Source organism: Paenibacillus sp. J22R98, from assembly GCF_059383835.1.
The window spans coordinates 313,982-339,882 of record NZ_JBXENW010000005.1 but is presented as its reverse complement, the minus strand read 5'-3'; the positions used below and the strand labels follow the sequence as shown (position 1 = coordinate 339,882).

General features: G+C 49.6%; 30 protein-coding genes. 22 read left to right on the top strand and 8 right to left on the bottom strand.

Annotated elements, in window-relative coordinates:
• Positions 1-5: 5 nt before the first annotated feature.
• Positions 6-1,088, bottom strand: coding sequence for a tetratricopeptide repeat-containing glycosyltransferase family 2 protein (locus AC50Y3_RS17075; protein WP_494819930.1), 1,083 nt, complete (start codon positions 1,086-1,088; stop codon positions 6-8).
• A 359-nt stretch (positions 1,089-1,447) separates the two neighbouring features.
• Here AC50Y3_RS17075 and AC50Y3_RS17070 point away from each other — a divergent pair, with 359 nt between their 5' ends.
• The 6 genes from AC50Y3_RS17070 to AC50Y3_RS17045 all read left to right on the top strand — a co-directional run bounded on the left by AC50Y3_RS17070 (position 1,448) and on the right by AC50Y3_RS17045 (position 6,313).
• On the top strand, positions 1,448-2,206 hold the full coding sequence (locus tag AC50Y3_RS17070; RefSeq protein ID WP_494819929.1) for an ABC transporter ATP-binding protein: 759 nt from the start codon (positions 1,448-1,450) through the stop codon (positions 2,204-2,206).
• Positions 2,193-2,972 carry a DUF2705 family protein gene (locus tag AC50Y3_RS17065; protein WP_494819928.1) on the top strand — a complete coding sequence of 260 codons (780 nt, stop codon included), beginning with the start codon at positions 2,193-2,195 and terminating at the stop codon, positions 2,970-2,972. The genes AC50Y3_RS17070 and AC50Y3_RS17065 overlap by 14 nt, the downstream gene beginning before the upstream one ends.
• 75 nt (positions 2,973-3,047) lie before the next feature.
• Positions 3,048-3,761 carry a response regulator transcription factor gene (locus AC50Y3_RS17060; protein ID WP_494819927.1) on the top strand — a complete coding sequence of 238 codons (714 nt, stop codon included), beginning with the start codon at positions 3,048-3,050 and terminating at the stop codon, positions 3,759-3,761.
• Entirely contained in the window at positions 3,754-4,692 is a 939-nt protein-coding gene (locus AC50Y3_RS17055; RefSeq protein ID WP_494819926.1) for a sensor histidine kinase, read from the top strand. Before AC50Y3_RS17060 ends, AC50Y3_RS17055 begins: the two co-directional genes overlap by 8 nt.
• Before the next feature lie 18 nt (positions 4,693-4,710).
• On the top strand, positions 4,711-5,661 hold the full coding sequence (locus AC50Y3_RS17050) for an ABC transporter ATP-binding protein (RefSeq protein WP_494819925.1): 951 nt from the start codon (positions 4,711-4,713) through the stop codon (positions 5,659-5,661).
• Positions 5,630-6,313, top strand: coding sequence for an ABC transporter permease (locus AC50Y3_RS17045; RefSeq protein WP_494819924.1), 684 nt, complete (start codon positions 5,630-5,632; stop codon positions 6,311-6,313). The genes AC50Y3_RS17050 and AC50Y3_RS17045 overlap by 32 nt, the downstream gene beginning before the upstream one ends.
• Positions 6,314-6,426: 113 nt before the next feature.
• On the opposite strand, the gene AC50Y3_RS17040 is transcribed toward AC50Y3_RS17045, so the two are convergent.
• Positions 6,427-7,068, bottom strand: coding sequence for a ThuA domain-containing protein (locus AC50Y3_RS17040; protein ID WP_494819923.1), 642 nt, complete (start codon positions 7,066-7,068; stop codon positions 6,427-6,429).
• 25 nt (positions 7,069-7,093) lie between these two features.
• Positions 7,094-7,816 (bottom strand): SDR family oxidoreductase, encoded by a 723-nt coding sequence (locus tag AC50Y3_RS17035; RefSeq protein WP_494819922.1) that lies wholly within the window; start codon positions 7,814-7,816, stop codon positions 7,094-7,096.
• Positions 7,817-7,963: 147 nt separating this feature from the next.
• Here AC50Y3_RS17035 and AC50Y3_RS17030 point away from each other — a divergent pair, with 147 nt between their 5' ends.
• Positions 7,964-8,701 (top strand): WecB/TagA/CpsF family glycosyltransferase, encoded by a 738-nt coding sequence (locus AC50Y3_RS17030; protein WP_494819921.1) that lies wholly within the window; start codon positions 7,964-7,966, stop codon positions 8,699-8,701.
• An 11-nt stretch (positions 8,702-8,712) separates the two neighbouring features.
• On the opposite strand, the gene dapA is transcribed toward AC50Y3_RS17030, so the two are convergent.
• A complete protein-coding gene (gene dapA, locus AC50Y3_RS17025; RefSeq protein WP_494819920.1) occupies positions 8,713-9,597 on the bottom strand; it encodes a 4-hydroxy-tetrahydrodipicolinate synthase in 885 nt (294 codons plus the stop codon).
• A gap of 109 nt (positions 9,598-9,706) precedes the next feature.
• On the opposite strand from dapA, the gene AC50Y3_RS17020 reads away from it, so the two are divergent.
• A complete protein-coding gene (locus AC50Y3_RS17020; RefSeq protein WP_494819919.1) occupies positions 9,707-10,573 on the top strand; it encodes a LysR family transcriptional regulator in 867 nt (288 codons plus the stop codon).
• A 13-nt stretch (positions 10,574-10,586) separates the two neighbouring features.
• Entirely contained in the window at positions 10,587-11,477 is an 891-nt protein-coding gene (locus AC50Y3_RS17015) for a polysaccharide deacetylase family protein (protein WP_494819918.1), read from the top strand.
• A gap of 10 nt (positions 11,478-11,487) precedes the next feature.
• On the opposite strand, the gene AC50Y3_RS17010 is transcribed toward AC50Y3_RS17015, so the two are convergent.
• From AC50Y3_RS17010 to AC50Y3_RS16995, 4 genes are all read right to left on the bottom strand, one after another.
• A complete protein-coding gene (locus AC50Y3_RS17010; protein WP_494819917.1) occupies positions 11,488-11,607 on the bottom strand; it encodes an HAD hydrolase family protein in 120 nt (39 codons plus the stop codon).
• Positions 11,574-11,915 carry an HAD family hydrolase gene (locus AC50Y3_RS17005; RefSeq protein ID WP_494819916.1) on the bottom strand — a complete coding sequence of 114 codons (342 nt, stop codon included), beginning with the start codon at positions 11,913-11,915 and terminating at the stop codon, positions 11,574-11,576. The genes AC50Y3_RS17010 and AC50Y3_RS17005 overlap by 34 nt, the downstream gene beginning before the upstream one ends.
• A gap of 69 nt (positions 11,916-11,984) precedes the next feature.
• Positions 11,985-13,280, bottom strand: a complete 1,296-nt coding sequence (gene murA, locus AC50Y3_RS17000; protein WP_494819915.1) for a UDP-N-acetylglucosamine 1-carboxyvinyltransferase — start codon at positions 13,278-13,280, stop codon at positions 11,985-11,987.
• Complete coding sequence (locus tag AC50Y3_RS16995) at positions 13,267-14,085, bottom strand: DeoR/GlpR family DNA-binding transcription regulator (RefSeq protein WP_494819914.1); 819 nt, start codon at positions 14,083-14,085, stop codon at positions 13,267-13,269. Before AC50Y3_RS16995 ends, murA begins: the two co-directional genes overlap by 14 nt.
• Positions 14,086-14,219: 134 nt before the next feature.
• On the opposite strand from AC50Y3_RS16995, the gene AC50Y3_RS16990 reads away from it, so the two are divergent.
• From AC50Y3_RS16990 to AC50Y3_RS16930, 13 genes are all read left to right on the top strand, one after another.
• On the top strand, positions 14,220-15,251 hold the full coding sequence (locus tag AC50Y3_RS16990) for an aminoglycoside phosphotransferase family protein (protein ID WP_494819913.1): 1,032 nt from the start codon (positions 14,220-14,222) through the stop codon (positions 15,249-15,251).
• Positions 15,242-15,853, top strand: coding sequence for a nucleotidyltransferase family protein (locus AC50Y3_RS16985; protein ID WP_494819912.1), 612 nt, complete (start codon positions 15,242-15,244; stop codon positions 15,851-15,853). The genes AC50Y3_RS16990 and AC50Y3_RS16985 overlap by 10 nt, the downstream gene beginning before the upstream one ends.
• A 476-nt stretch (positions 15,854-16,329) precedes the next feature.
• Entirely contained in the window at positions 16,330-17,610 is a 1,281-nt protein-coding gene (locus tag AC50Y3_RS16980; RefSeq protein ID WP_494819911.1) for an erythromycin esterase family protein, read from the top strand.
• Between the two features lie 121 nt (positions 17,611-17,731).
• A complete protein-coding gene (locus tag AC50Y3_RS16975; protein WP_494820036.1) occupies positions 17,732-18,217 on the top strand; it encodes a hypothetical protein in 486 nt (161 codons plus the stop codon).
• Positions 18,218-18,743: 526 nt separating this feature from the next.
• Positions 18,744-20,108 (top strand): DUF6298 domain-containing protein, encoded by a 1,365-nt coding sequence (locus AC50Y3_RS16970; protein ID WP_494819910.1) that lies wholly within the window; start codon positions 18,744-18,746, stop codon positions 20,106-20,108.
• 15 nt (positions 20,109-20,123) lie between these two features.
• Positions 20,124-21,002 (top strand): GNAT family N-acetyltransferase, encoded by an 879-nt coding sequence (locus AC50Y3_RS16965; protein WP_494819909.1) that lies wholly within the window; start codon positions 20,124-20,126, stop codon positions 21,000-21,002.
• A 90-nt stretch (positions 21,003-21,092) separates the two neighbouring features.
• The gene (locus AC50Y3_RS16960; protein ID WP_494819908.1) at positions 21,093-21,653 is read left to right on the top strand and encodes an FAD-dependent oxidoreductase; all 561 of its coding nucleotides are present in this window, start codon (positions 21,093-21,095) and stop codon (positions 21,651-21,653) included.
• Between the two features lie 97 nt (positions 21,654-21,750).
• Positions 21,751-22,644 (top strand): LysM peptidoglycan-binding domain-containing protein, encoded by an 894-nt coding sequence (locus tag AC50Y3_RS16955; protein WP_494819907.1) that lies wholly within the window; start codon positions 21,751-21,753, stop codon positions 22,642-22,644.
• 120 nt (positions 22,645-22,764) lie between these two features.
• On the top strand, positions 22,765-23,490 hold the full coding sequence (locus tag AC50Y3_RS16950) for a phytanoyl-CoA dioxygenase family protein (RefSeq protein WP_494819906.1): 726 nt from the start codon (positions 22,765-22,767) through the stop codon (positions 23,488-23,490).
• On the top strand, positions 23,487-23,711 hold the full coding sequence (locus AC50Y3_RS16945; RefSeq protein WP_494819905.1) for a hypothetical protein: 225 nt from the start codon (positions 23,487-23,489) through the stop codon (positions 23,709-23,711). The genes AC50Y3_RS16950 and AC50Y3_RS16945 overlap by 4 nt, the downstream gene beginning before the upstream one ends.
• Positions 23,712-23,781: 70 nt before the next feature.
• Positions 23,782-24,639 carry an AraC family transcriptional regulator gene (locus tag AC50Y3_RS16940; protein WP_494819904.1) on the top strand — a complete coding sequence of 286 codons (858 nt, stop codon included), beginning with the start codon at positions 23,782-23,784 and terminating at the stop codon, positions 24,637-24,639.
• A gap of 111 nt (positions 24,640-24,750) precedes the next feature.
• The gene (locus AC50Y3_RS16935; protein ID WP_494819903.1) at positions 24,751-25,413 is read left to right on the top strand and encodes an MBL fold metallo-hydrolase; all 663 of its coding nucleotides are present in this window, start codon (positions 24,751-24,753) and stop codon (positions 25,411-25,413) included.
• Positions 25,410-25,886 (top strand): cytochrome c biogenesis protein CcdC, encoded by a 477-nt coding sequence (locus AC50Y3_RS16930; protein WP_494819902.1) that lies wholly within the window; start codon positions 25,410-25,412, stop codon positions 25,884-25,886. The genes AC50Y3_RS16935 and AC50Y3_RS16930 overlap by 4 nt, the downstream gene beginning before the upstream one ends.
• Positions 25,887-25,901: the final 15 nt, after the last annotated feature.

Genomic DNA, 25,901 nt, shown 5'->3' with positions numbered 1-25,901 from the left:
TTCGTTTAAGACATCCCACCGAGCTTGCGAACATCTGCAAAATAATCGCGGTTATACAATAAACTCGGGTGAGCCGGATTGTAACTTAGCGCAGTCTCATTATGAGCATACGCGGCCTCATACTGCCCAAGTCTGTCATAACACAAGCAGAGCTGCAGATGCGGAAACCATGTCGAGGTTGCATTGTTCACCATGCCCATCGTCGCAGGCTGGGGTACTTCAGTTGCTTGACGATACCAATAAATCGCGGTCTCATATTGTTTCTCCTCGAAGAAATATGCCCCGATCGCACAGGACACATCGGGTCGCGGACGTTCGTATAGAAGAGCTCGAGTAAGCGAGTTGAACTGCATTTCTTTATTCGCTAATCGTTGATAGCAATCCGACATCTTGAGGCAAGCTTGGATGTTGTCCTCAATCCAGCCTTGGCCGGACTTCAACATTCTGTCATAAAATTCGACGGCCTCTGCATCCAAGCGATGGTCACGAAGCTCATTGGCGTAATAATACAAATCCCGAATGGAGAATTCCTCGCCCGCTTGCTGACGCTTCTGATAGATTTTCAGATTCCGATCGGTGTATGTTTTCTCCTTCTTATGCGTCACACAAACATCGCTATCCAGCACAGGTCCCCAAGCATTCAGATATTCGTGAACAGGTCCTATCCACTGAAAGCTGCATGCTCTTCGTACAAGTCGATTGCGTCGTAAACTGGATGTTACTTTGCCGGCATTATCGAATCCTAGATTGTAGGGCATCGTTACTCGATCAACGGCAGACGTTAGCGCATGCTTCAGCAGCCTGAAGCGGATCCGATCTTCTTCTTCGATGGTGTCATCGGCATCCAGCCACAATACGAATTCCTTGGTTGCTTTCTGAAAAGCGAAGTTGCGCGCAGCAGCGAAGTCATCGATCCAATCGAAATCATAAATATTCTCCGTAAACTTCCGTGCAATTTGTTTCGTACGGTCAATTGATCCCGTGTCGATGATATTGATCTCATCTACGAGATCATGAATCGATAATAGGCATCGTTCCAGTGCCTGCTCCTCGTCACGCACGATCATACAAAGGCTTATCGTAACCATTTCTCCGCGCTGCTTCCTCCTTTATTCAGCCCATAGACAGCTTTCGATAGTGCTCATTTATAACTATGCTCTTCTTATGTCAGTTGCAAGGGCACAAGGGATTAAATGGAAATTCACTTAGCGGGCTGCCTTCTTCTTCAGTAACACTCGGAAGCAGCATAAACCGCCCCATTGGTCGGTGTGCAGGGCATTCTGCGGCATCGCCGTATCAATATTGTTGATAGTGTATGAGTGATAAGATCGTTTGCGTACAGCCATTTGCGGAGCATTTCGAAAGACTTTCGTAACATTTGGGAAAGGGTCAGGTATGGTTTCTCCATTACACTTAGAGCAATGAATGAGTAGTGGAGGGAAACGTAATGAACCACCCTATTGTTGAGGTCCATAATTTGACGAAGAACATACGCGGTAAATCAATTGTGCATCATCTCAGCTTTAATCTGCATCGAGGCGAAGTTTTCGGGCTGCTCGGCCCCAATGGAGCTGGCAAAACGACGACGATCCGCATGTTGGTCGGCTTAATCGCGATGAGTGACGGCGATGTCCGAATAGGCGGAAGCAGTATTCGAAGCCAGTTTAAAGATGCGGTTAGGCATGTTGGTGCGATCGTAGAGAACCCAGAGTTCTATAAGCATCTCACAGGTATGCAAAATTTGAAGCAGTATGCCCGCATGGGCGAGGGGATTACACAAAGCCGAATCAAGGAGGTTGTCGCACTTGTCGGACTCACTCCCCGCATCCAAGATAAAGTAAAAACCTATTCGCTTGGCATGCGCCAGCGACTTGGCATTGCGCAAGCACTGCTGCATAAGCCATCCATCCTCATTCTCGATGAGCCGACAAACGGCCTTGACCCCGCAGGCATCCGCGAGATGAGGGGACTGGTTCGCAAGCTTGCTCATGAAGATGGCATCGCGGTTATGGTATCTTCCCATTTACTGGCGGAGATGGAGCAGCTGTGTGATCGATTCGGGGTCATGATGGAGGGTCGATTACGTGCGACTTTTGCGCTCGAGGATTTAGCAGGAGCATCGGCCGGGGATCCAACTATACCGCCTCAAACTTTAGAGGAGAAATATATACAGCTTACGGAGGGCGACAGCTATGCGACAATTTAACAACTTGCTCGTTAACGAGCTCCATAAGCTCTATGCGAAGATGGGTACATGGATCATGGTTCTGCTTGTTCCTGTGATGGTTATTGCTGCAGGACTGCTTTGTTTCTATTCGAGCGAACAGGAGATTCAAATGCAGGACGGTATGGCGTTTCTCGATCTCGTGCTTACTGCCGTGCCGAACCTCATGAACATTGTGACGTTGTTTACGATCATCGTTGCTGCAGGGATCGTGGCATCGGAATTCTCCGGCGGCACGATAAAGCTGCTGCTCATTCGACCGTATAATCGTTCGCAAATCTTACTGGCTAAATACGCGGCGGTGCTCCTGTTTGGGCTGTCGATTGCGCTTGTTATGGTGATCACGGCTTTTATCTCCGGCGGTTTATTATTCGGTTTCGGAGCAGGCGACGGTGCGGAGGTGGTCGCTCGCAATGTGCTGAAAGCAGCGGCCTACGGCGTGATTGAACTCGTGGTTATGGCAACCTTCGCGTTCATGACCTCATCCGTTCTTCGCTCAAGCAGCGTCGCGATTGGTGTATCGCTGTTCTTCCTGCTTAGCGGAAGACAGCTGGCTTATATGCTGAAATCATTCGGCTGGACCAAATATCTGCTCTTTGCCAATCTGGATTTGTATTCGTATACCTCAGGCAGACCGTTTCTCAGCGATATGACGCTGAGCTTCTCTTTGTTCATTCTTGCAGGGTATATGGCCGTATTCGGCGTGCTCGCATGGGTTGTTTTCTCCAAGCGGGATGTCGCGAACTGACGATTCCGCCGGACTGTTCATGGATTGCCAGAAAACGGTATACTTGTAGCAACTAATAATCAAGGTGGTAGCAGCATGCAAAGTCAATTATTACTCATTGAGGATGATTACGCGATTGCAGATATGGTCCGGCAGCATTTGACGAAAGAGGGCTTTGTTATCCGCCATGCGGCAGATGGAGAAGAGGCTATTCGGCTGATGGCTAATGAAACGTATCAGCTCGTCCTGCTTGATCTGATGCTGCCGGGCGTCGATGGCATGGAAGTACTGCGCCACGTGCGGGGAAGCAGCACGGTTCCGGTGTTGATCCTCTCTGCCAAAGACAGCGACGTCGATAAAGCGCTCGGGCTCGGGTTTGGGGCGGACGATTATTTGTCCAAGCCGTTCTCGCTGATTGAACTTACAGCCAGAGTCAAAGCGGCGCTGAGACGGGCATCGCAATATGCTGGAGCAGCAGCCGTTACGGCACCGCAGCAGGTGCTTCGCGTACATGAGCTTACGCTGCATACCGAGGAGCATTTGGTGACGAAACGCGGCCAGCCTGTGAATCTAACAGCCAAAGAGTTGCTCATTCTGAAGCTATTGATGACATATCCGAAACGCGCGTTCTCAAAGGAACAAATCTACCGTGCGGTGTGGAATGATGATTATTTTAACGATGTCAATGCGATCCAGGTTCATATTTCACGCCTCCGGGAGAAGATCGAGGATGAGCCTGCGAGTCCGAAATACATTAAGACGGTTTGGGGGATCGGCTACAAAATGGGGGAGTTCCAGCATAATGCTTGATCTCGTTCTTGTTGGACTCATCGTGGTGCTTCTTGTATTCGTCCTCATTCAGTACAAGCGCCGAACGGACGTCACTCGTGATCTTCGTTATATCCAGCACAAACTAAATGCCATTATCGATCAGGATTCTGCGGAGAAGGTGCTTCGGCATACGGAAGGCAGGCAGGTTCAAGGGCTGTTAATTGCCGTTAACCGCCTTCTTGACGCCAATCGGAAAACAAAGGCAGACTACATCCGCATGGAGAATGCGCTGAAGAAAATGATCGCCAACATGTCGCATGATTTGAAGACGCCACTGACTGTAGTTCTTGGCTTGACGGAAACAATGGCGCAAGGAGCTTCGGATCATGTTGAAGAGCAGCGCAGGCTCTCCTTGAAAGTTCATGAGAAGACGCTCGATATCATCAATCTGACGAATCAATTCTTCGATCTGGCAAGGCTGGAATCCGGTGATCGACCCGTTCCTCTGTCCAAAATCAACCTAAGTGCTGCTTGTCGCGGCAGTATCCTGTTCTATTATGAGGAAATTGATGCGCAAGGACTTCAAGTGGAGGCGGATATTCCGGAGCAGCCGATCTATGTCTATGGCAATGAAGACGCGATTGGCCGCGTATTAACTAATCTCATTTCCAATGCCATCCGATACGGACATGACGGCGGTGTCGTTGGCATTTCGCTAGTAGAGCAAGGAGACGATGTACTTATTGAGGTGTGGGATCGAGGGAAAGGGATCGGGCAGCAGGATCAGGCCAGTGTATTCGAGCGGCTGTATACGTTATCGGATTCCAGGAATCAATCGCATCAAGGGAGCGGGCTTGGTTTAACGATTACGAAACGGCTTGTGGAGCTGATGGAAGCAGAAATTTCATTGAAGAGTATTCCGGATGAGAAGACGGTATTTACGATTCGATTTACGAAATTCCGCTTCTAACGAGGGGGGAAGACAGACTTGAGCATTATTTTGCAAACGAAACAGCTATCGAAGACCTATAAGAAGAAAGAAGTCATCTCCGGCGTCAACATGAGCGTGCGGCAAGGTGAAATCTACGGCTTTCTCGGACCGAACGGAGCAGGCAAAACGACCGTCATGCGGATGGTGACAGGACTTGTGCAGCCGACAAGCGGTGAAATCGAGCTGTTCGGCGAGAAGCAGACACCAGGCTCGTATGAATGGATGAAACGGATGGGAAGTATTATTGAATATCCGATCTTCTATGAGCATCTGTCTGCGCACGCCAATATGGAGCTGCACTGCGAGTATATGGGCTACTATGACAAAACCGCAATCTTAAATGCGCTGGAGCTCGTTGGTTTATCCGGGGTTGAACGGGGCAAGCCGGTCAACCATTTCTCGCTTGGCATGAAGCAGCGGCTTGGCATCGCGCGAGCGATATGCACGAAGCCGGAGCTGCTTATTCTCGACGAACCGGTCAATGGCATGGACCCGTCAGGAATCAGGGAGCTGCGTGATCTGTTTCGGATGCTGAGCAAGGAATATGGGATGACCTTGCTGATTTCCAGTCATATTTTGCAGGAAATTGAACAGTTGGCGGATACGATCGGCGTGATCAATCAGGGGCGTTTGATCGAAGAAGTGTCGATGGAGCGGGTTAGGGAGAGGCAAAATGAATACGTGGAAGTAACGGTAACGGACAGCAAGCAGGCAGTTCTCGTTCTGGAAGACAAGCTGTCCATCGTCAATTATAAAGTGATGGGTCAAGGGGCGATTCGCATCTATGACTCCGGCGTATCACCTGTTGAGCTGAATCGACTGCTGGTACAGCACGACATTGGCGTTGAAGCGCTGAACAAGAAGTCGCGTTCGCTGGAAGAGTACTTCCTCGGATTGATCGAAGGAGGCGGCGGGCATGTTATGGAAGCTGATCAAGCTCGAGCTTAAGAAGACGCGCTGGCGTGGACTGCTGCTCTCTGCACTGGTTACCGTTCTGATGCTGGTGCTTTGGGTGGTAGGCAGCGATGTACCCAATAATGATGTGGATACGTATGATCGCGCTTTTCAAAGCATCATGAATTACGTGGGCATTACGTTTGTCATCTTCGCGTCTGTGCTGATGTCGAGAATGGTCATCGATGAATATCGCAACAAAACCGTGACGATTCTGTTCGTTTATCCGGTACCGCGCCACATGATCTTCACGGCTAAATTGATGATTATCGGTGTCTGGACGTTTCTGACAGTTATCACTGGGCATCTCGTCGTATCCGGCGCGCTGTTGGTTGCCAATTCTCATTATCACTATATTACGGAGCCTTTAACGAGAGATCGACTCTGGGAGGAAGCGGCTCGGATCGTCATTATCGCCGTTACGGCTGCGGGTTTGTCTCTCGTTCCGCTGTTCTTCGGGATGCTTCGGAAGACAATGCCGGCGCTGATTGTCAGCTCGTTTATCATCTCGAATTCGGGGATGGTCGTTCTGAATAACGATGCCCTGTATCAAAGCCTGCAGACCATGTCGATTCTGGCTTTAGTTAGCGTTGGATTCGGTTCGTTGATGGCTTATTTCGGGGTAAGGCGAAGCGGTGAGTTGTAGGGGATTGCGGTAATGAAGGGAGCCGGAGGGGAACGCTCTTCGCATGATCGATCGTGAAGATGATCGATATGCGAGTGTGTACCCCTCCGGCTCGTCAGTGGGTTAGATGTCACTTAGAGCGGTTTAGTCAGCCAATCTGCGCTATTGCGGATCAATTGCCGGCAAGCCGGATGCAGGAAAGACGGCTTATGATGCCCGGGCATTAGGTAAACCAGTCGGCCTTTACCACGCAGAGCAGTCCATGCGGCTGGATAACGTTGGCCCTCCATCGCATATTCCATCAACACGTTGACGCTGCTGGCCGGATGGAAATCGAACCGATACGGTTCTTCCTCTAAGGAGAAGGGGGATACGCCAAGCGTAATCGGATGCTCCTCGTTAGTGAAATGAAAATCCAGGCTTTGATAGTCGGGATGCCCAGTGAAACGTGCACCAAGGAGCTCGACGCATTCTTCTCTGGATTGAAGCGAAATCCCGTTATGAATGACCAACAGACTGCCGCCTTGTTGTACAAATTGCATTAATGCAGCGGCTTGCTCCAATTCAATTGGAAAGCTCCAGCAGTCTGTGTATGAAATAAACAGATCGCATGCATGCAGGATATCGGCATCGAGCGAGTTGTAATTATCGGTGTAACTGATCTCATACTGCTCCTCGCCAAGAATGGCGGTGAGCTCCTCTTGGATGTTGATCAGTGGATGGTAAGGCGCCCGTGTATTGTCACCAAGCACGAGCACATGCTTCTGTGCAGTCATCGCATTATCCCTCGCTTTCTAGTTCTCACCAAGGCATTGCATTCCCTAAGTAGTCTCTGTACAGCGGCTTATCGGACGGTTCATTAGGCTTGAGCTCACGGATGCGTTCGATGATATGAGCTGCAGATTGATCAGCGGTGAGGGTCGCTTCGGTATTCAACGTACCACTCATATACGATTGAACCCAGCCGGGATGGAGCAGGAGGACTTGCCCGCCTTTCTTCTTCACTTCGTTATGAATAAGTGCTCCTTGCATATTCAGGGCGGTCTTCGACATGCAATAGCCAAACCAGCTTGTACGCTCACAATCGGCAATGCTGCCTGCTTCCGAGGAGATCGTGACGAACAGCTTCGCTTCGCTGCGAAGCACAAGAGGAGCAAGCGCATTAGTAACGCGCAGCGGTCCGAGCGTGTTTACATTGTACACCTGCTGCATGTCGGCGAATGGAAGCGGATCCATAATGGTCGAATGAATATCGCCTAATATCCCCGCATTATTGAGCACCAGATACAGGGTGTCTGTGATGGCGGCGATTTGTGCTGCTGCCTCGGCAACGCTCGAATCACTCGCCACGTCCAGTTTCACTAGGCTGAGTGCTTTCGGACTTTCAGAAGCCAGCTGTTCGAGCTGCGAACTTTGATCCATATAGTGACCTGCAATAACGTGATACTGTTCTTGAAGAAGTCCTTTCGCAAGCGCAAAGCCAAGTCCGCGATCAGCGCCTGTCACGAAGGCATATCGTTTCATCTAAGCAGCCATCTCCTTGTGCGATCGAGTCGTAGTCGTGCAAATAATCGTTACCCATTTCCATTTTACTCTTTTTCAGGCTGCCGCTAAAGGGTAATATTGGATATGTAAGCGAATTCTAACTTTCGGCAAAAGGTGGCTGCACAATTGACGACCTATTCGAGCATTATGGGTATTCCGGTTCCTAAGCTAAGGATGAAAGAAACGATAGCTATAATGAATCAAGTGATAGACGAGCGCCGATCTGAATTATTCCATGTCGTTACGCTTAATCCCGAAATCACGATGGCCTGCCAGCATGATGCGCAGCTGCGCAATATTGTCGATGAAGCGGGGCTGCTCACAGCTGATGGCATTGGCATCGTAATGGTTTCTCAGCTGAAGAGAAATCCGCTTCCTGAGCGCGTAACCGGCTGCGATCTGCTCTTGCAGCTGCTGCAGTCAAGCGGTCTAAATACCAGAACGTATTACTTGCTTGGCGCAAGTGTTGAGACGAATCACTTAGCAGCGGAAGAGATTGAACGGAAATATCCTGGAGCTGTCGTGATAGGCAGACAGCATGGTTTCTATGCCGAACAGGAAGAGGAACGCATTATTGCGGAGATTGAGAAGCTTAGTCCGGATATCTTGGTTGTTGCGTTAGGAGCGCCTAGATCGGAGCGGCTGATTCACCGTTATAAGAAGAAGCTTAATGCGAGGATTGCCATTGGCGTCGGCGGCAGCTTGGATATTATCGCCGGAACCGTGAAGCGGGCGCCGGCGATCTGGCAGAAGTGGAATGTGGAATGGTTGTACCGATTGCTCAATCAACCGTCCAGATGGCGCAGACAGCTGATTTTGCCGCGTTTTGCCATTCGGGCTTTGACGTATAAGGAGAAGAGCTAAGGCTGTGTGCCCTAGCTCCGAAGCAGTAAACGGTTCAATTGTTGAGCTAAACCAGAGCTAATCGGACTCATGGGCAGACGCAGCGAAGGTGATGATAGAAGACCTTGCTCAGCTAGTACCCATTTCAATGGAGCGGGATTGGATTCTTGAAACAGGGCATGAATCAATGGGGAGAGCGTATGGAACAGGTTGTGCGCTTCAGTCATGTCTCCTTGGGAAGCGTGCTGGAATAATTGCACAAACTGCTCGGTGCGAACATTCGCTGAAGCTAATATTCCGCCGGATGCTCCGCTAGCTAACATTTCCAAGTACGTTTGATCATTGCCGCAGAGGATCGGTTTCGTACCGGATTGTACAAGCTGGGTAAGGAGCTGCGTGCTGCTGGTGCTGTCCTTTAATCCAATCACGCCTTGTAAATCGAGGATGGTTCTTACGGTTTCCGATGTTAGCTGCAGCCCGGTACGAGTCGGGACTTCGTAGGCAATAATGGGAATTCCGACTTCGGCCGTTCTACGAAAGTGCTCGATAACGCCTTCCTGCGAAGGACGGCTGTAATACGGCGTTACGATGAGGACGGCATCTGCGCCAAGCTCAGCGGCTAGTTCGGTCCGCTGTACGGTGGAGCGAGTACTGTTCGTTCCCGTACCGACAATGATCGGCAGCTCGCGGTTGCACCTTATCATCGTCTGTCTGGTCGCTGTGAAGATTTCAGCAACTTCATCCCATGTAACGGTCGGGGCTTCGCCGGTGGTTCCGTTAATGACGATGCCTTGTATGTTATGTTGCAGTAGATTCGCCAGATAACGCTGGTAGGAGTCCAAATCCAGCTCTTCCGTAGGTAAGAATGGTGTAAGAGTAGGCACAAAGGTTCCGGTTAAATCACGTTCATTCAGCATGACAGCATCCTCCTCAGATCTCATTGCTATCACTTTACCATGTTCTTTCGCATCATAGTTATCTATAATAAGTGATGAGTGTTATCAATAATATTGAAGCGGTGACAACATGGATCTTACTTATTTTCAGACTTTTCGCGAGGTTGCATTCCATCAGAGCTACACCAAAGCGGCGGGAGAGCTGGGTTATGCGCAGTCGAGCGTTACGATGCAAATCCAGAAGCTGGAGCAGATGTACGGGGTAAAGCTGTTCGAACGGTTTGGCCGAGGATTGCGTCTGACACTGGCAGGAGAAGAACTGCTCAAGATTTCCGTTCAGATGCTGAATTTGTTTGAACAGTCGAAGGGGATGCTGGCCGTTCAAGGCGGAGGAACCTTGACGATCGGCACGATTGATTCCCTTGCATCGTATTATCTCCCGCCTTTTATTCAGCATATGAGGCAGCAATATCCGTCACTTACAATCCGAATTCAGCCGGATCGCGAAGCTGCCATTGTGGAGAAGGTGCGCGAAGGGGAGTATGATCTCGGATTATTGCTGGAAAACAAACCAGCGCATACCCCGTTAGCTTGGACAGCTATACGCGAAGAGCCGCTAGTTCTGGTAACCGGCGCTGAGCATCCGTTTACAACGGTTGAAGCCATTAACCTCGAGCATCTTCAAGACGCGGAATGGCTGATGTCCGAGCCAAGCTGCAATTACAGAATGATGCTGGAACGGGTTTTGCAGGAGCAAGGTATTTCCTACCGTGTGGGACTGGAGCTCGGCAATCCGGAAGCGATCAAGCGCTGCTTAAAGTCCGGTTCCGGCATTGCCCTGCTTCCCCGCATGGCGGTACAAGAAGAGATTGTACGCGGAGAGCTGGCGGTTCTGCCTTTCTCGCATTCGGATATTAGGCTGGACCTGCAGCTTATTCTTCACCCGAAGAAATGGATATCTCACGCCTTACAAGACTTTATCAAATTGTTGCACTAAGGGGCTGGCTGAAGTGCTTCACAGGTTAGGTTTTGCAGCCGAGGATCGATTGTTAATCATTAATGCGGATGATCTGGGTATCACGAAGGGAACGAATGAGGCTGTCTCGAACCTGTTCGCAAGCCGCTCCATAACTTCGGCTTCCATCATGATGCCATGTCCATCCGCAAGAGAGGCTGTTCAGCTATGCTCACAGGATACCACTAGTCATATCGGCATTCATCTAACTTTATCCAGCGAGCAAACCCATCCATATCGACCTGTGTACCAAACCGGGAGCTTGTCCAGTTTAGTGACAGCGGACGGTTACTTGCATCGCGACTATTCGTATATCGAGCAGCATGCCGACCCGGAAGAAGTCCGCTGCGAGCTAGAAGCGCAGATTCTGCTAGCTCTATCATTTGGCATCGATCCTACCCATCTGGACAGTCATGGGGGAGCGGTATTGGGATTGGCAGGAGGGCGGGATTTTCTTGAAATTGTATTTGATTTATGCGAGAAGTACGAGCTGCCATTCAACTTGCCGACACGCATCGTGGAGCAGTCATTCATCCCTTCGGAGCTGAGGATGATGTTTCAGACGAGTATAGATGCTGCTAGGCAACGGGGCATCGTGCTAATCCATGATATGATCTCTTTGCCATACTGCATGGATGAATCGACGGGATACGAGCAAGCCAAAGATCAACTCATGAAGCTGATTACGAATATAAAACCGGGAGTCACACAATGGACGGTTCACCCTTCCATACGCACACCTGAGCTTGAAACGTTCACAACCTGTGCTCGTGAAAGGGAGATCGAATATCGATTGCTATTGGACGAGGATGTCGGACGTCTCTTGACGAGAGAAGGCATTCATCTCGTATCATGGAAACAGATAAGAGAATTGCAGAGAGGCTAGTAATAAACGGCTACTGGGCTGCTTCTGCTTCTAACAGAAGCTGTTCCAATACGAGTGCGACGCCATCATTATCGTTGGTATCCGTTACTCGGTAAGCTAGCTCGTGAAGCTCGCGAATGGCGTTCCCCATGGCGATCGGAACGACTCGAAATACGTGATGAGTTCACTGAGAAGCAATGGATCAAGTGGAAAATGTTCATGAACCTCTAGACTCTCACTAACGACCAGAGCTCCATTGTAATAAATCATTATCCCCAGATCTAATAATTCCGCAGGCAGCAGCTGAATGATCGCGCGAGGTGGTCTTGCGGTAGCAATAATGACAGGGATATTACGCTCGCGGCACTGCTTCACAGCCCGCAGGTTACGAGGGCTTACTTCTTTATTCGAATTCAAAAGTGTGCCGTCAAGGTCGAGAACGATAGCAGCTGCCCGCATGATTTCTCCCACCTCCATTCAACAAAGAGCAGCAAGCCATTCTCGGCAAGCTGCTCTGGGATAGATTGATTATTTGATGCCAGTGATTACGCTCTGAGCTGGCATTTCATTGCTATCATACATGCTGATGTTCGCGCCAAGCGAGCGGAAGGAGCCAACAACATCCTCGTAACCGCGATCGATATGCTGGACGCCGGCAATTGTAGTTGTGCCTTCCGCGCGGAGTCCGGCCAGAATCAAGCAAATGCCGGCTCTCACATCGGAAGCATGCACCAGCGTGCCGTGCAGCACGCTGCCGCCATTGATGGAGGCTACGCCTGAGCGGATCTTAATATCCGCACCCATGCGAATAAGCTGATGGGCATGATTGAAACGAGCCGGATAAATCCGCTCGCCGATGATGCTTTTGCCGCGGGCTTGGGTGAGCAATGCAGTCAATGGCTGCTGCAGATCGGTCGCGAACCCCGGATACATCGCCGTGCGCACTCTGGTTGCACGAAGTATGCCGGTAGAATGTGCGGTAATGGCGTTATCGTGCACATCCAGCTCCATTCCGATTTCGCGCAGCTTCGCTAAGCAGGAGGAGAGATGCTCGGGAATCACATTGTCCACGGTAACCGAGCCGCCCGTAACCCCGGCAGCCATCAAGAATGCCCCGGCAATCAATCGATCCGGAATTACGGTATAGGAACCGCCGTGCAGGTAAGAAACGCCCTCAATTCGAATCGTATCCGTGCCGGCACCGGTTATTTTGGCGCCTAATAAATTAAGCAGATTCGCCGTATCCGTCACTTCGGGATCGCGTGCCGCATTGAGCAACACGGTCGTACCCTTCGCGCGAACAGCTGCCATCATGACATTAATCGTCGCGCCGGATGTGATCATGTCAAAGTAAATCGTTGCACCATGCAGTTCTTTCGCTTCTACGGTGTAAGAAGTCGGTTGAAACGTGAACGTTGCGCCCATCATCTGGAGGGCTTTAATATGTTGATCCATGGGACGGCTGACGAAATCATCCCCGCCGGGATAACCGACGGAAACTTTGCCGAATTTAGCAAGAAGCGAACCGACGAAATAATAGGCAGCTCGGAAAGAGGATGATTTGACAGGATCGAGTACAGTGCTCGTTATAGGACGAGGGTCCATTGTAATTGCGCCTGATTCATGACGCTCTACCTGAAGTCCGATTTCACGGCTCATTTCATAGATAACCCGTAAATCAGCAATATCCGGTATACCATGCAGCGTGACCGGCTCATCGGCCAAACAAACTGCTGCCAGCAGGGCCAGTGAGCTATTCTTGGAACCGGGGATATGAACGCTGCCATGAAGAGAGTTGGACCATTCCACTTTAATTGCTTTCATCGATTACGCCTCCGCTTGAATATTGTTCATCGGCAATGATGACATTGACGTTACGGTTCTCACATTCCTGGATAAAGGGATCGGGAGCCTTCTGGTCGGTAATAAGCAAGTTAATCTGCTGCAAGGGGACAGAGGTGGCGAAGCTTCGGACGCCAATTTTCTCATGCGGCGCAAGACAAATTCTACGCTGAGAGGCATCGGCTACGGCTCGGATTAAAGCGGCATTCTCAGGTGTAGCGACACAGATGCCGTTCTGTGCAATGCCGCCACCGGTAATAAATCCGATATCGAAATTAAATCTTCCGATCATTTCGACGGCGATGACATCGATTAAGCTTTCACCGGCAGCCCGAAGCTTACCTCCAACAAGATACGCTTCAATATGAGTCATGGATCGTATGGATTCTGCAATCATAAGTGAATTCGTAACAACGGTAAACGGAAAGTCGGTAGGCAGATATTTCAACATGCCGTATTGAATACCGGCTCCGCCGATAAAGATCGTATCGTTCCGTTGAATGTAAGAGGCCGCTAGTTTGGAAATGGCATTCTGATGAGGCGCGCCTTCCCCGTACCGGATGTTCTTCGGCTGCGGTTTGGCACGCACTTTATGCGGCTCGTTCGGAGCTAGCGGTATCGCGCCTCCGTATGTTTTCTGAAGGAGGCCTTGCTCCTGCATGATCGTTAAATCTCGACGAATAGAGTCTATGGAAAGCTGAAATTGCTGAGCCAGCTCTTGTGCGACAACTCTTCCATCCTTGGCAAGCATCTCTTGGATGCGCTGCCTGCGTTCCTCAGCGAGCATTGTGACCTCCACGGCTTTTACTAAATAATAGAACTCTTTTGCCTATATCCTATTCCGTATTGTTCATTATTGTCAATCGAAATATTCGGTTTTCTTCATGGTTGTTCATGATTGCTGAAGAGAGGGAGAAGAACATGAATATAGAACACAATGAATCACGAATCCGGCAGTGGGCGGAGTCGAATGCGGCCACATTAGGACTGCTGCAGGGGTCTGAAGTGAAGGTTACTTATATTTACAATCCTGGCGGATTTGTGAATCAGTCCTACCGGATTTCAGATGGGAAGACGATGAGACATCTCAAGCTCGCACCTGATCATAAAAGGCATCGACTTCAGCAATGGGCTGTCGTCAGCGAGCAGCTGTCGAGCCGATATAACGCTCCGCGGTTAATCCGTGAAATACGGGAAGAGATCATACCCGATTATCGATATGGGCTGGTGTTCGAATATATTCATGGCGAATCTTTGACATCGATCTCGAACCCATCGGCTGCGATTCCGAACGTGCTGAACAAGTTGCAACGGCTGCATGGTGATCTAGAGCTCGCGTCGGCGCTCGATCGCGGCGATGAAACGTATACATATGCAGATGCCTTCGCTGAAGCGTACATCTCTCGTTTCGAGGGAGATATGGTTACGATTAGAGAAGGGAAGCATTTGCTTCATTTTGTGACGGAAGAAACGCTCCATTGGTTTGATGCTGAGATACAGGTGTTGCGAGATACAGTGTATGCCCATCCGAGTTTCCAGAAAACAGCGAATGATGTTGTGCACAATGATCTAGGTTGGAACAATGTCCTGGTGGATGAGCGTGATGGGATCTGGATGATAGATTGGGATGACTTATCAGCAAACGGAGACGCGGCGATGGATTATTCCGTATTGCTCTGGCCGTTGTATCGCACGGCTGATTGGCCTTATTGGCAGGCGAAAGTGATCGAGCAGGCAGGCGAGGAGCTTTACGAGCGGCTGTCGATTTATTTTCGAGCTAGTCTGCTAGATGATGTCATTGACATTCTGGCTGATTACGTGGATTCGGAGTCGATCCCGGAGCTGAGAGAGAAGACGCAGGCTAGGGCACAAGCAACACATTTGCGCGCTTACCCGGAGTATTTGAGGTTATATTCGGTTGAAAAGAAGGGGCAGGAAGGCGGATGTTCGTGAAGACCTATTTTGCTCACAATCAAGATATCGCAAGTCAAATGAACTGTCTTATTCAGATCGTTCAAATGAATCCCGTTCTGGAACGAGTATTAACCAAGGCACCGTCGCTCCAATTGGAGCACTATTACATAGGGGCAGGCGCCGTTACGCAGACGGTCTGGAATTATCTCTGCGGGCGACCGCTGAATGAGGGAATTAAGGATCTGGACTTTGTGTATTACGATGAGGATTTGTCGTACGACAAAGAGGGGGAGGTCATCGACAGAGTCAGAGAAACGTTCGGTGAACTGCCCTATCAACTGGATGTGAAGAATCAAGCTCGCGTTCATCTCTGGTATGAAGATCATTATGGCTATCCGATTCAGCCGTATCGTTCTTTAGAGGAAGCCGTTAATAAATGGCCCGCGACTGCTACGGCAATTGGCCTAAGAAGAGATGTGGAAGGCACATGGAAAGTGTATGCGCCATTTGGATTCAATGATCTATTCGCGCTAGTCGTACGAGCCAATAAGGCACAGATCACGCAACCCTTCTATTTGAAGAAATCAGAGAAATGGAAGGCGAAATGGCCGGAACTGACGGTTATTCCATGGGGGGATTAGCAAAGCGGAGGAGAGAAGCTTGGTGACGACGAATTCGAAGCTCGGTTATCTGAGCTGGAGCTTATTTCCGCAGCTGGTTCCGCCTGAAGAAATCATTCGCTAAGTTGCGGAAGTGGAGCGCATCATTGCAGGGTGTAATCCGCAGTTGATTTATTTTCATCAGCAGGATGTCGGGGATGCGCTGGCACGAATTTTCGCTCGCAGGCTAGGCAATACAGACAGGCAGTTCATTGAAGCGGCCACAAAGTCCAAATATGGTCAAGCACATCAGTTGAGCGGATTCGAGGGTAGTTCGCTTCGAAGAGGATGAAAGCGAACGTGGTATTCGATTGCGTTTATCCGGTCCAACATTGCTGGGCGGGAACGTAGATGTCGTGTTTGTGAAACGGCTTTAGTTAACCCGGCTCATAACTCTTGCACAAATTGGAAAATATAAACACATTATTTTCTAGCTTGTGGGAAGGGGACTTTCGAGGATGAGCGTTATTAGACAATCGAACGATCGACAGAAAGTAGTCGATGCGATAAAGCAACGGGCAAACCGCTTGGAGCAGCCGGCCGATCTTCTACATCTTGCGAACGCAGCCGGCGGATCGAAATTTGTATTGCTGGGCGAAGCGAGCCACGGAACGAGTGAGTTTTACACGAACCGGACAGCGCTCTCTCAAATGCTGATCGAACAGCATCAATTCAGTTTTATTGCGGTTGAAGGCGATTGGCCATCCTGTTATGAGGTGAACAAATACGTCAAGCATCACCCCGAGGCCAAAGGTTCCGTCGACGAAGTGCTTCAATCCTTCGATCGCTGGCCATCGTGGATGTGGGCCAATCGGGAAACGAGGGAGCTCATTACTTGGCTGCGCGAATACAATCGTGAGCTTCCTGCGGAATATCGGATAGGTTTCTATGGTCTTGATGTGTATAGTCTCTGGGAGTCGATGGATGAGATTATTAAGCATCTGAAGAAGACAAATTCGCCGGAGCTTGCTGCAGCGCTCAATGCTTTCTCGTGTTTCGAACCGCATAGCCGGGAGGGGCAGAACTATGGCATGTCTGCTGCCTTCTTCTCCGAGCTGTGTCAGGATGAGGTGCTTCAGCTGCTGAGGGAGCTGGAAGCGAAACGAAGTCGGGCCGGCGGTACGCATGAAGCATTGTTGAATGATGAAATCAATGCGTTGGTTGCGGTTAATGCGGAGCGTTATTATGAGGCCATGGTGAAGGGGGGCCCTGACTCATGGAATATTCGCGATCGGCATATGGTTGAAGCGCTCAATCGGGTGATGCATTTCTACGGTCCGGATGCAAAAGCAATCGTATGGGAGCACAACACCCATATCGGGGATGCGCGTGCTACAGATATGGAAGCCGATAACATGGTGAATGTGGGTCAGCTGCTCCGTGAGCAGGGCGAAGAGATTGAAGTGTACGCCATTGGATTTGGGACGCATAGCGGTACAGTAAACGCTGCCGATGCCTGGGAATCTCCGCTTGAGGTGCTTCGTGTGCCGGAAGCGCGGCGCGGCAGCTGGGAGGATCTGATGCACGATGCAGGTGCATATGATCAATGGTTGATTTTCCGAGGGACGGATACAGAGGTCTTTCACCATACGTACGGCCATCGCGCAATCGGCGTGGTTTATCATCCGCATTATGAGCGAGGAAATTATGTCCCTAGCGTCATGGCGGAACGGTATGATGCTTTCGTGTTCATCGACCGATCGAACGCGCTGCAGCCGATAGTTCCGATTACGGTGTAAGGTGAATAAGGTAGGAGCTAAGCAAAAGGACCTATCAGAGGTCCTTTTGCTAGGTTCGTAAAAGTTGATCGCTTAAAACGCGATCGTCATTCAGGCTGATAAATAAGGGGGTTCATGCGTTATTGAATGTGGGGTCCATTTTGATTTCCTTCCGATTGGTAGTGGTGAGAATAGTCCTATACATAAGATAACCGTTTATGACTGTGAATTCAGAAGACGACTGCTCACTGAAGTTAGTTGGATTCAAAGACATCTCTTTCTAATGAGGGAACGTGACATTTGGTTCTCGTATGGAGATACTGAAGACGAGGCAATAACCGTAATAGAAAAAATGAAGAAACAGATTCTGCATCAGGGAATGAGTTATTTTTCTCAGTTTAATGATTTTCCAAATATAGTAACCTCAATCACGATGGACGAAATAATCAATCGTTCAAAGCGTTTAGACAGTTATGGAGCTCCTCTGGATTTAAGAATGGCTTTATTAGTCGCTCGTACACATGCTTTTTTTGGAAATAATGCTGAAGCGGCCATGTTTGCTCGCTGGGGCCTTAATAACGTAGAACATTCAATAGGATTGATTGATGATTTCAAGAAGCTCATTTAGGTTTTTAAAGTATAGCTGGATAGTGAATGATTCGTTTATCAGAGTTGTTTTATCTGAAGGAAAGATTACTTTCTGTAATGTGTAGCTCTAGGAGCCACATATACCCCCAAACCGCTCACTTTCAACCAATGTGTTGCTCTGAGAGCCACACTTTCACGATATCCGCGCACTTTCCGCTAATGTATAGCTCTAGGAGCCACATATACCCCCAAACCGCTCACTTTCAACCAATGTGTTGCTCTGAGAGCCACACTTTCACGATATCCGCGCACTTTCCGCTAATGTATTGCTCTAGGAGCCACACATACCCCCAAACCGCTCACTTTCCGCTAAAGTGTAGCTCTAGCAGCCACACTTGTACTAACTCCAACCACTATTAGCCAGCCTGTCGTCAAACGCATTATTTTTTCTCCCAATCGCCGAATAACACGCGACTTGCATGCCTATTTTGTATGCTATGATGGAGATAATTGGGACAATACTTTCCGGATAATCAATCCATAATCATCGGTAGGGGTGAAATCCAATGACGATTACGATTATGTCGAATGGGGTATTAAGAAAGAGTGAGCGGAATCCGAGGTATTTTGAAGATGGGGCAGGCGAAATCATTCTGTTAACCGGCTCGCATACGTGGGCGAACCTTCAGGATCTCCGTTTAGAAAGTGGACCGGCGTTTGATTACGAGGAATATCTCACCATGATGGCAGAGAATAACCATAATTTCATGCGGTTATGGCAGTGGGGGCACCCGCTCTATGCACCGTGGACGTTAGATAACGTATATTTCGATCCGATGCCGTACATGCGGACAGGAGATCAGGCAGCTCACGATGGGCTGCCGCAATTTGATTTAACGAAGTGGAATGAGTCGTATTTTGCACGATTGCGGGAACGAGTTGTGCAAGCCGGGGAACGCGGTATCTATGTGTCCGTGATGTTCTTCGACGGCTGGTGCCCGAAGAATGCGAGGGAGGGAAGCGACCCGTGGCTCTCGCATCCCTATAACCGAGCTAATAATGGAAATGGGATTCATGGCGATAGCAGCGGCGATGGTAGAACGGATATATATAGCCTGGAAATTCCGTCGATCGTAGAGCTGCAGCAAGCATTTATCCGCAAATGTATCGATACCGTGAATGATTTGGACCATGTTTTATTCGAAATCATTAACGAAGTCGAGAACTCGGATCGGGCTCTAAAGTGGCATACTCACATGATACAGTACGTGTATGAATACGAGTCAGGACTGCCGAAGCAGCATCCGGTTGGGATGACGGCAATTGGCGGGGAGCAAGAGAATACCCTTTTATTTGACTCCACTGCCGACTGGATTTCACCGGGAAAAGGGCCAGATAACGAATATCAAATTGATCCTCCTGCAGGCGACGGAAGCAAGATCATCATTTCCGATACCGATCACTTGTGGGGCCATGGAGGAAATTATCATTGGGTGTGGAAATCATTCCTTAGAGGGCTCAATCCCATATTCATGGACTCATGGTGTCCGGTTCCGGGTGCTCCACTGCCGGGTTATCCGGGTAACGTACAGCTGAATTCGCGCGACTATCCGGATTGGGAGCCGCTTCGCCGTAATATGGGTTACATTCGGCGGTATGCCGATCGAATCGGCCTTCAGCAAGCGATTCCCAATGAAGAAATCGCAAGTTCCCGTTATTGTCTCGCTTCGCCGGAGAACGGCTTTCTTATTTATGCCGAGCAAACAAACGAACCGTTAATCATCGACTTAAGCGTGGCTCCCGGTAATTGGCAAGTAGAATGGTTTGATCCTGTGAATGGTGCTGTCCTGCCAGCGGAGTCCGTTCAGGGCGGGTCGAAAGTGACTTTTGCGATTCCATTCACCGGTGGAGCCGTACTATTCCTATTTTAGAGAGGGGTACTTAGCATGATTACGTTTAACCGCTTCAGCCAACTTCCGGCTAATGAGATCGTCTCCCTTTGGAACAAAGGATTCGAAGGGTATTTCACGAATGCCGCCATGGATCTCGATCGATTTATGGCTCGAACAGTCAGTGAAGGGTTGTCGCTTGAGCATTCGCTGGCCATGCTGATCGACGGTGAACCGGCCGGATTTGTGATGAATGGCTTCCGGACCGTTAACGGAGTGAAAATAGCCTGGAACGGCGGTACGGGAATTGCTCCTGCGCATCGAGGCAAAGGCTTCGGAAAACAGCTCATGGCGCAAAATGTGCAGCTGTACCGGGAACAAGCGGCTAATCTTGCACTCCTCGAAGCCATTAAACAAAATGAGGCCGCAATCAAGCTCTATCAAGGTGCCGGTTATCAAATCACCGGACAACTGGTTTGTTCCGTCAATGAGGACGCTTTAGACCCGAGCTTACTCCTGCCTAGCTTTCCGCATCGGTTTGTGGTCAGGCATGCAAAGCCGCGAGACGCTAGAATGCTATCCTTCTATAATCATGATGCCGCTTGGCAGACGAGCTGGCATACTCAGAAGGATGGAGAATGCCTCATCATCGCAGATGGAGAAGAGCTCGTAGGATATGCGATATACAAACGAAATTATAGGGATGACGGCATGTTGGCTTCGATTGTGCTCTATCAGTGTGAAGCGGCGCCAAGAAGGTCGGATTCAGGGAAGATTCTCAAAGCACTTCTCAAAGAAGTGTATAGCCCGCTGGAAATGCCCTATAAACGAATGACGCTTAACATTAGGCAAAGCAATGAAGAGCTGCTTGAGCTGCTGGATCGTCTTGGTTTCAAGCCTTATATCGAACAAGTTCATATGTCGCTCCGGCTCTAATGGACAACTTGCAACCGCTCTATCGAATGGCTTATGATTGGGAGTAGGAATGCTGCAATGATCTGTAATCATATGAAGGAGTGATTATTCATGTTCGACATTATCATTATCGGAGCAGGCCCTGCAGGAGCAAGTGCAGGATTATTCGCAGCCAAGGCTGGCAAGAAGACACTTCTGATCGACAGCGACAAGAGCATGACGAAGAAGGCATGGATCGAGAACCATTACGGTCTGCTGGAAACGACAGGTCCCGAGCTCGTTGAGACAGGCAAGAAGCAAGCAGTTAAATTCGGTGCAGAGCTGATTCAAGATACAGTAGTTAATGTAACCAAGAGTGAGAACGGTTTCAGCGTAGCGACGGAATCGCAGCAATTCGAAGGCAGCCATGTCATTGTGGCAACGGGCATCTCGACAGATCTGGCTGAGAAAATCGGTTTGTCGGTAAAAGAAGGCACGGAGCCGCGTATTAAACAAGTATTCGATGTGGATGCCAGCGGAAAATCGAACGTTGCCGGAGTTTGGGTAGCCGGTACGGCGGCTGGCGTTAGCGTGCATACGATCATTACTGCAGGCGATGGTGCTAAAGTTGCCATTAATGTCATCAGTGAGCTGAACGGAACACGTTACGTGGATCATGATCTGCTGAAATAAGCGAAACCCAATCTAATCTATTTAACAAAAGGAACTGCTCCCAGGGGCAGTTCCTTTTGTTTGTGCGCGTGAATACCGTATAGGCAGGAGAGGAGAGATGCGCATGATCTATGTCGTACAAGGCGGCGATACGTTAGAGCGAATCGCTGACCGCTTCGGCTCTAGTGTCGCACGGCTGTTGGAAGTGAATGTGATCTGTGATCCACAACTGATTCTGGTAGGTCAACCTATTCTAATCCCGGATGCCGGCATTGACTACCAGAGGGCAGGCGGTTATCCCTATTACGTCGTTCAATATGGGGATAGTTTAACCTGCTTGGCCCCTCAATTTCACCAAACGCCGGCTGCATTAGCTGCGAGTAATCGGCTATCGTTAGCCGCACCATTAGCGGTTGGAAGTGAGCTTCTTGCTGGCTTCACAGTCCCGGACCCGGCGCGATTAGCATCCGAATGGGAGCAAACCGCCACATCCCCAGATTGTAATCTAAATTCCATGCAGCAGCATGGCATTTACTATATCGGTTCCTTCCAATGGGAAACACTCGGGGAAGCAGCCGTTCCGTTTCTGGTGCCGCTGTTGAAGCACCCCTGTGAAACCGTTCGCTATTATACCGTGATGAGCTTAGGGCGGATCGCAACAGGTGATGCAACCCAAGCTGCATTAGAGTTGGCGACGCAAGATCAAACACCGTACGTGACAGAGCTCGCGAAGCTGGCTTTGCGCCGAGCAAAATTAGTGCCGGAAGTGACCAAACGAGTACATCTCTTTACGGCGGATCAACGGTTGTATGCCGAGCCCAATGGGAGTTCTACGTCGACAGCGTTACCTGCCGGTACGGAGATCTTCTCGATGAGATGGAACATTCCAAGCAGTACGAATGAAGAAGGCCCAAGAGGCGGACTGGAATATTACGATCAGGTCCAAGTTCGAAGCACCGGTCAGATCGGCTATTTGGGACGGGTAGGATTCAACGATGCTCAACTGATTTAACCGGATAAAATGGTGGAAAAAGTACAACAACTACAGGAATCCGTTCATTGTCCGCTACTCGAAACTCCTTGATAATAAAGGTAAACCACCTTCATCCACTATCGAGGAGTGAAATGAAACATGCTGAATGCGGAACAGTTGAAGCAGTATCATGAGTTGGGATATGTTATCTTCGATCAACTATTTACAGCAGAAGAAATGGACCGAATTCGCACGATTATTGACGTTTTTGACTTGGAAGGCGAAGAGGCTCTTAAGCAGGGCAGCAAAGGGTTTAACAATATCCCCAATCAAATCAATTTCACTTGCAATTTGGCCAGACGAAATGAGGAACTCGAGCAATTTATCGGTGATCAGCGATTTGTCGATCTGACCACTAGCGTGCTAGGGGGGGACATCCGGCTGTATTGGGATCAATCCGTCTACAAACGTCCGGAAGCGAAGAAAGACTTCCCATGGCATCAGGATAACGGCTATGTACCGACTGATCCGGTTCACTATATGACCTGCTGGCTGGCACTCGATGATGCAACGATCGAAAATGGCTGTATCTGGATTCAGCCAAGCTCGCATCTTCAAGGTTATGTGGAGCATGTGCAGACGGATACGGGCTGGCAGTGTTATTTCGGCGAAGATCCGGGACAACCGGTTCCACTGCCTAAAGGCAGCATGGTGATCTTCCATTCCCTTCTCTTCCACCGCAGCACGCCGAATCAAAGCGACCGTACGCGCAAAGCCTATGTCATTCAATATTCGGTTGAAGGAGCGAGGAATCCGGTAACCGGCAAAGTGTTCGACAATGGGCCGCTCATCGCTCAAGACGGTAGAGCACTGATTACCAAATGAGTGCGGTCATCGTCGTTTGTTTGCGAAATTTGCAAGAGAATCGTCATGGCACCATGCTTGATCAGCTCGTTCAAGAGGGCCACGATGTCTCGCTCAGCCACTGCCTAAATCAGTGCGTCGGCTGTAGAAGAGGACCGGCACTCTCGATCAACGGGTCATGGATCGGTGCTAACGATGAAGCAGCGCTTCGTAATGAGGTTGACGTGAAGCTGTTGAAATAACGTTTCCAAACCATACATGAGCTGGTGTAAACTAGAAATATACTAGCTGATAGGATTGGCGGGGGAACCGGTGGAAACCAGATCGCTTACAAGCACTAGCTTCGATCAGTGGCAGGTCAATGTCTACATGGTGGATGAAGGTAAATACGAGACGCTTAATCATCAGCGCATTATGTATCCGAATTGGGTCATCAGCCATGTGCGTCAAGGGCATGTGATCACAACGACGAATGGCGAGCAGCATGAGGTACGTGAAGGAGGGGTAATGCTGCACCCTCCTTTTTTGCCGTTCTCGGAACGGGCGGACCGACCCGGCATACACGAATGGGTTTCGGTTCAAATCCAAACGAGCTACAACGTAGACCTGTTCCAGCTCTATCAAGTCCAGCCCGTTGTGAAGCTGCTCGATGGAGACGCGTATAGTCACGTGTTTCAATCGCTGCTTCGTACTTGGAAGAGCAGCTCATCCTTTCGCGAGGTGTCACTCACGGCTGACATCCTTCGATTGTCTGCGATGCTGCTCGAGAGCTGGGAAGCACATGGAAGAATTGGCCGCAGCGAAGCCTATTCCGCGAAATATGAGAGGTTCTTTCCTATCATTCGTTATATGGCTGACCATATGGCGATGAAGCTATCGCGCGATATGCTCGCCGAGCAGGTGCATTTGAATACGAATTATTTTGACCGAGCTTTCCAAGAAGCCTATGGCATTAACCCGATGCAGATGCTGAGGCAGATGAGGCTGAACAAAGTGAAGCGTCTGCTTGAGACGACAGAGGAGCCGCTTAGCCAGCTGGCGCAACTATGCGGTCTTGGTGACGCTGCCTATTTGAACCGGCAGTTCGTGAAGACTTTCGGTATGACGCCGGGCAAATACAAGCAGACGATTCGTTCGGCGCAAACGAATTTTATGGCGGCTAAGAAATAAAGACTAGTGAAGTAAAAGTAACTGACTTTTGTTCACGAGGCACAAATGGTACGATTATATTATTAGGTAGAGTTTACAAGGTTGCAAAGTTGAGAGGAGTGGTAAGTAACAATGGAGAAATCAGGAATTAAGGCGCTTCAGCTAAACATGTTGGCGAATGGGAATGACTTCATTGTCCATGCAGCTATTGTGTGGGACGAGCAGGAGCTTATCCTCGTGGATACCGGAATCCCCGGACAAGTCGAAGTGATTCGAGAAGCGATGGCGAAGGAAGGCTTCCATTTTGCGGATTTGACCAAAATCATCATTACACACCAAGACCGTGACCATATCGGCTCGCTTCCGGAGCTTGTGGAATTGTTAGAGGGGCGGGTGGAAGTGCTTGCTCACGAAGTAGGCGTCCCTTACATCGCCGGCGAGTTTCCACTTCTGAAGAGCAAAACATTGGTGCCTCCTGTCAAGGTCGATACTGTTCTGAATGATGGGGATCTGCTGCCGGTTGCCGGTGGTTTGCAAGTCATCTATACGCCGGGACATTCGCCGGACCATATCGCGCTGTATCATATTCCGAGCAAGACGCTGGTTACCGGCGACTCACTGACCGCTAACGAAGGCGCGCTGATGCCGCCTGCTCCGAATTTCACCCCGGATTGGGCGACTGCGATCGAGTCCGTTAAGAAGTTCCAGAAACTTGATATTGCCACAGTCATTGTCTATCATGGCGGCTTGTGTACGGAGAATCTGCAAGAGCGATTGGCGGAAATCGTGAAATGAATCCACAAGTCATCACGATCCTGATCGTCGTTGCAGGTTTAGTCATCTGGCGCAGAAGGAACAGTATGTATCGGCCTATTAAAGGAAATGGCAGACGCCTGCTGCTTCCGCTTATTTTCCTGCTTCCGGCCTTCTCGTTATTGTTTAATCCGGATTTCAAGCTGCCGGCGAGCGAATTGGCTGCAGCAGTTGGTGCAGGACTTCTGCTATCGATACCGCTAATTCTGACGACGAATTATGAAGTACGCGCAGACGGCCAGATCTATGCGAAGAAGAGCATCGGGTTCATGATCTCGTTTGTCGGCTTGCTGCTCATTCGACTCTTCATGCGCGACTACTTATCTGATCTGGATCCGAATGAACTAAGCGCTATTTTCATCCTTGTGGCTGTTGGTTACGTCATTCCTTGGCGTATCGCGAGTTATATTAAATTTCGCACGGTGTATACAGGCAGTATGCAAGTATCCGAATAGCTGTAGGAGGCGTGT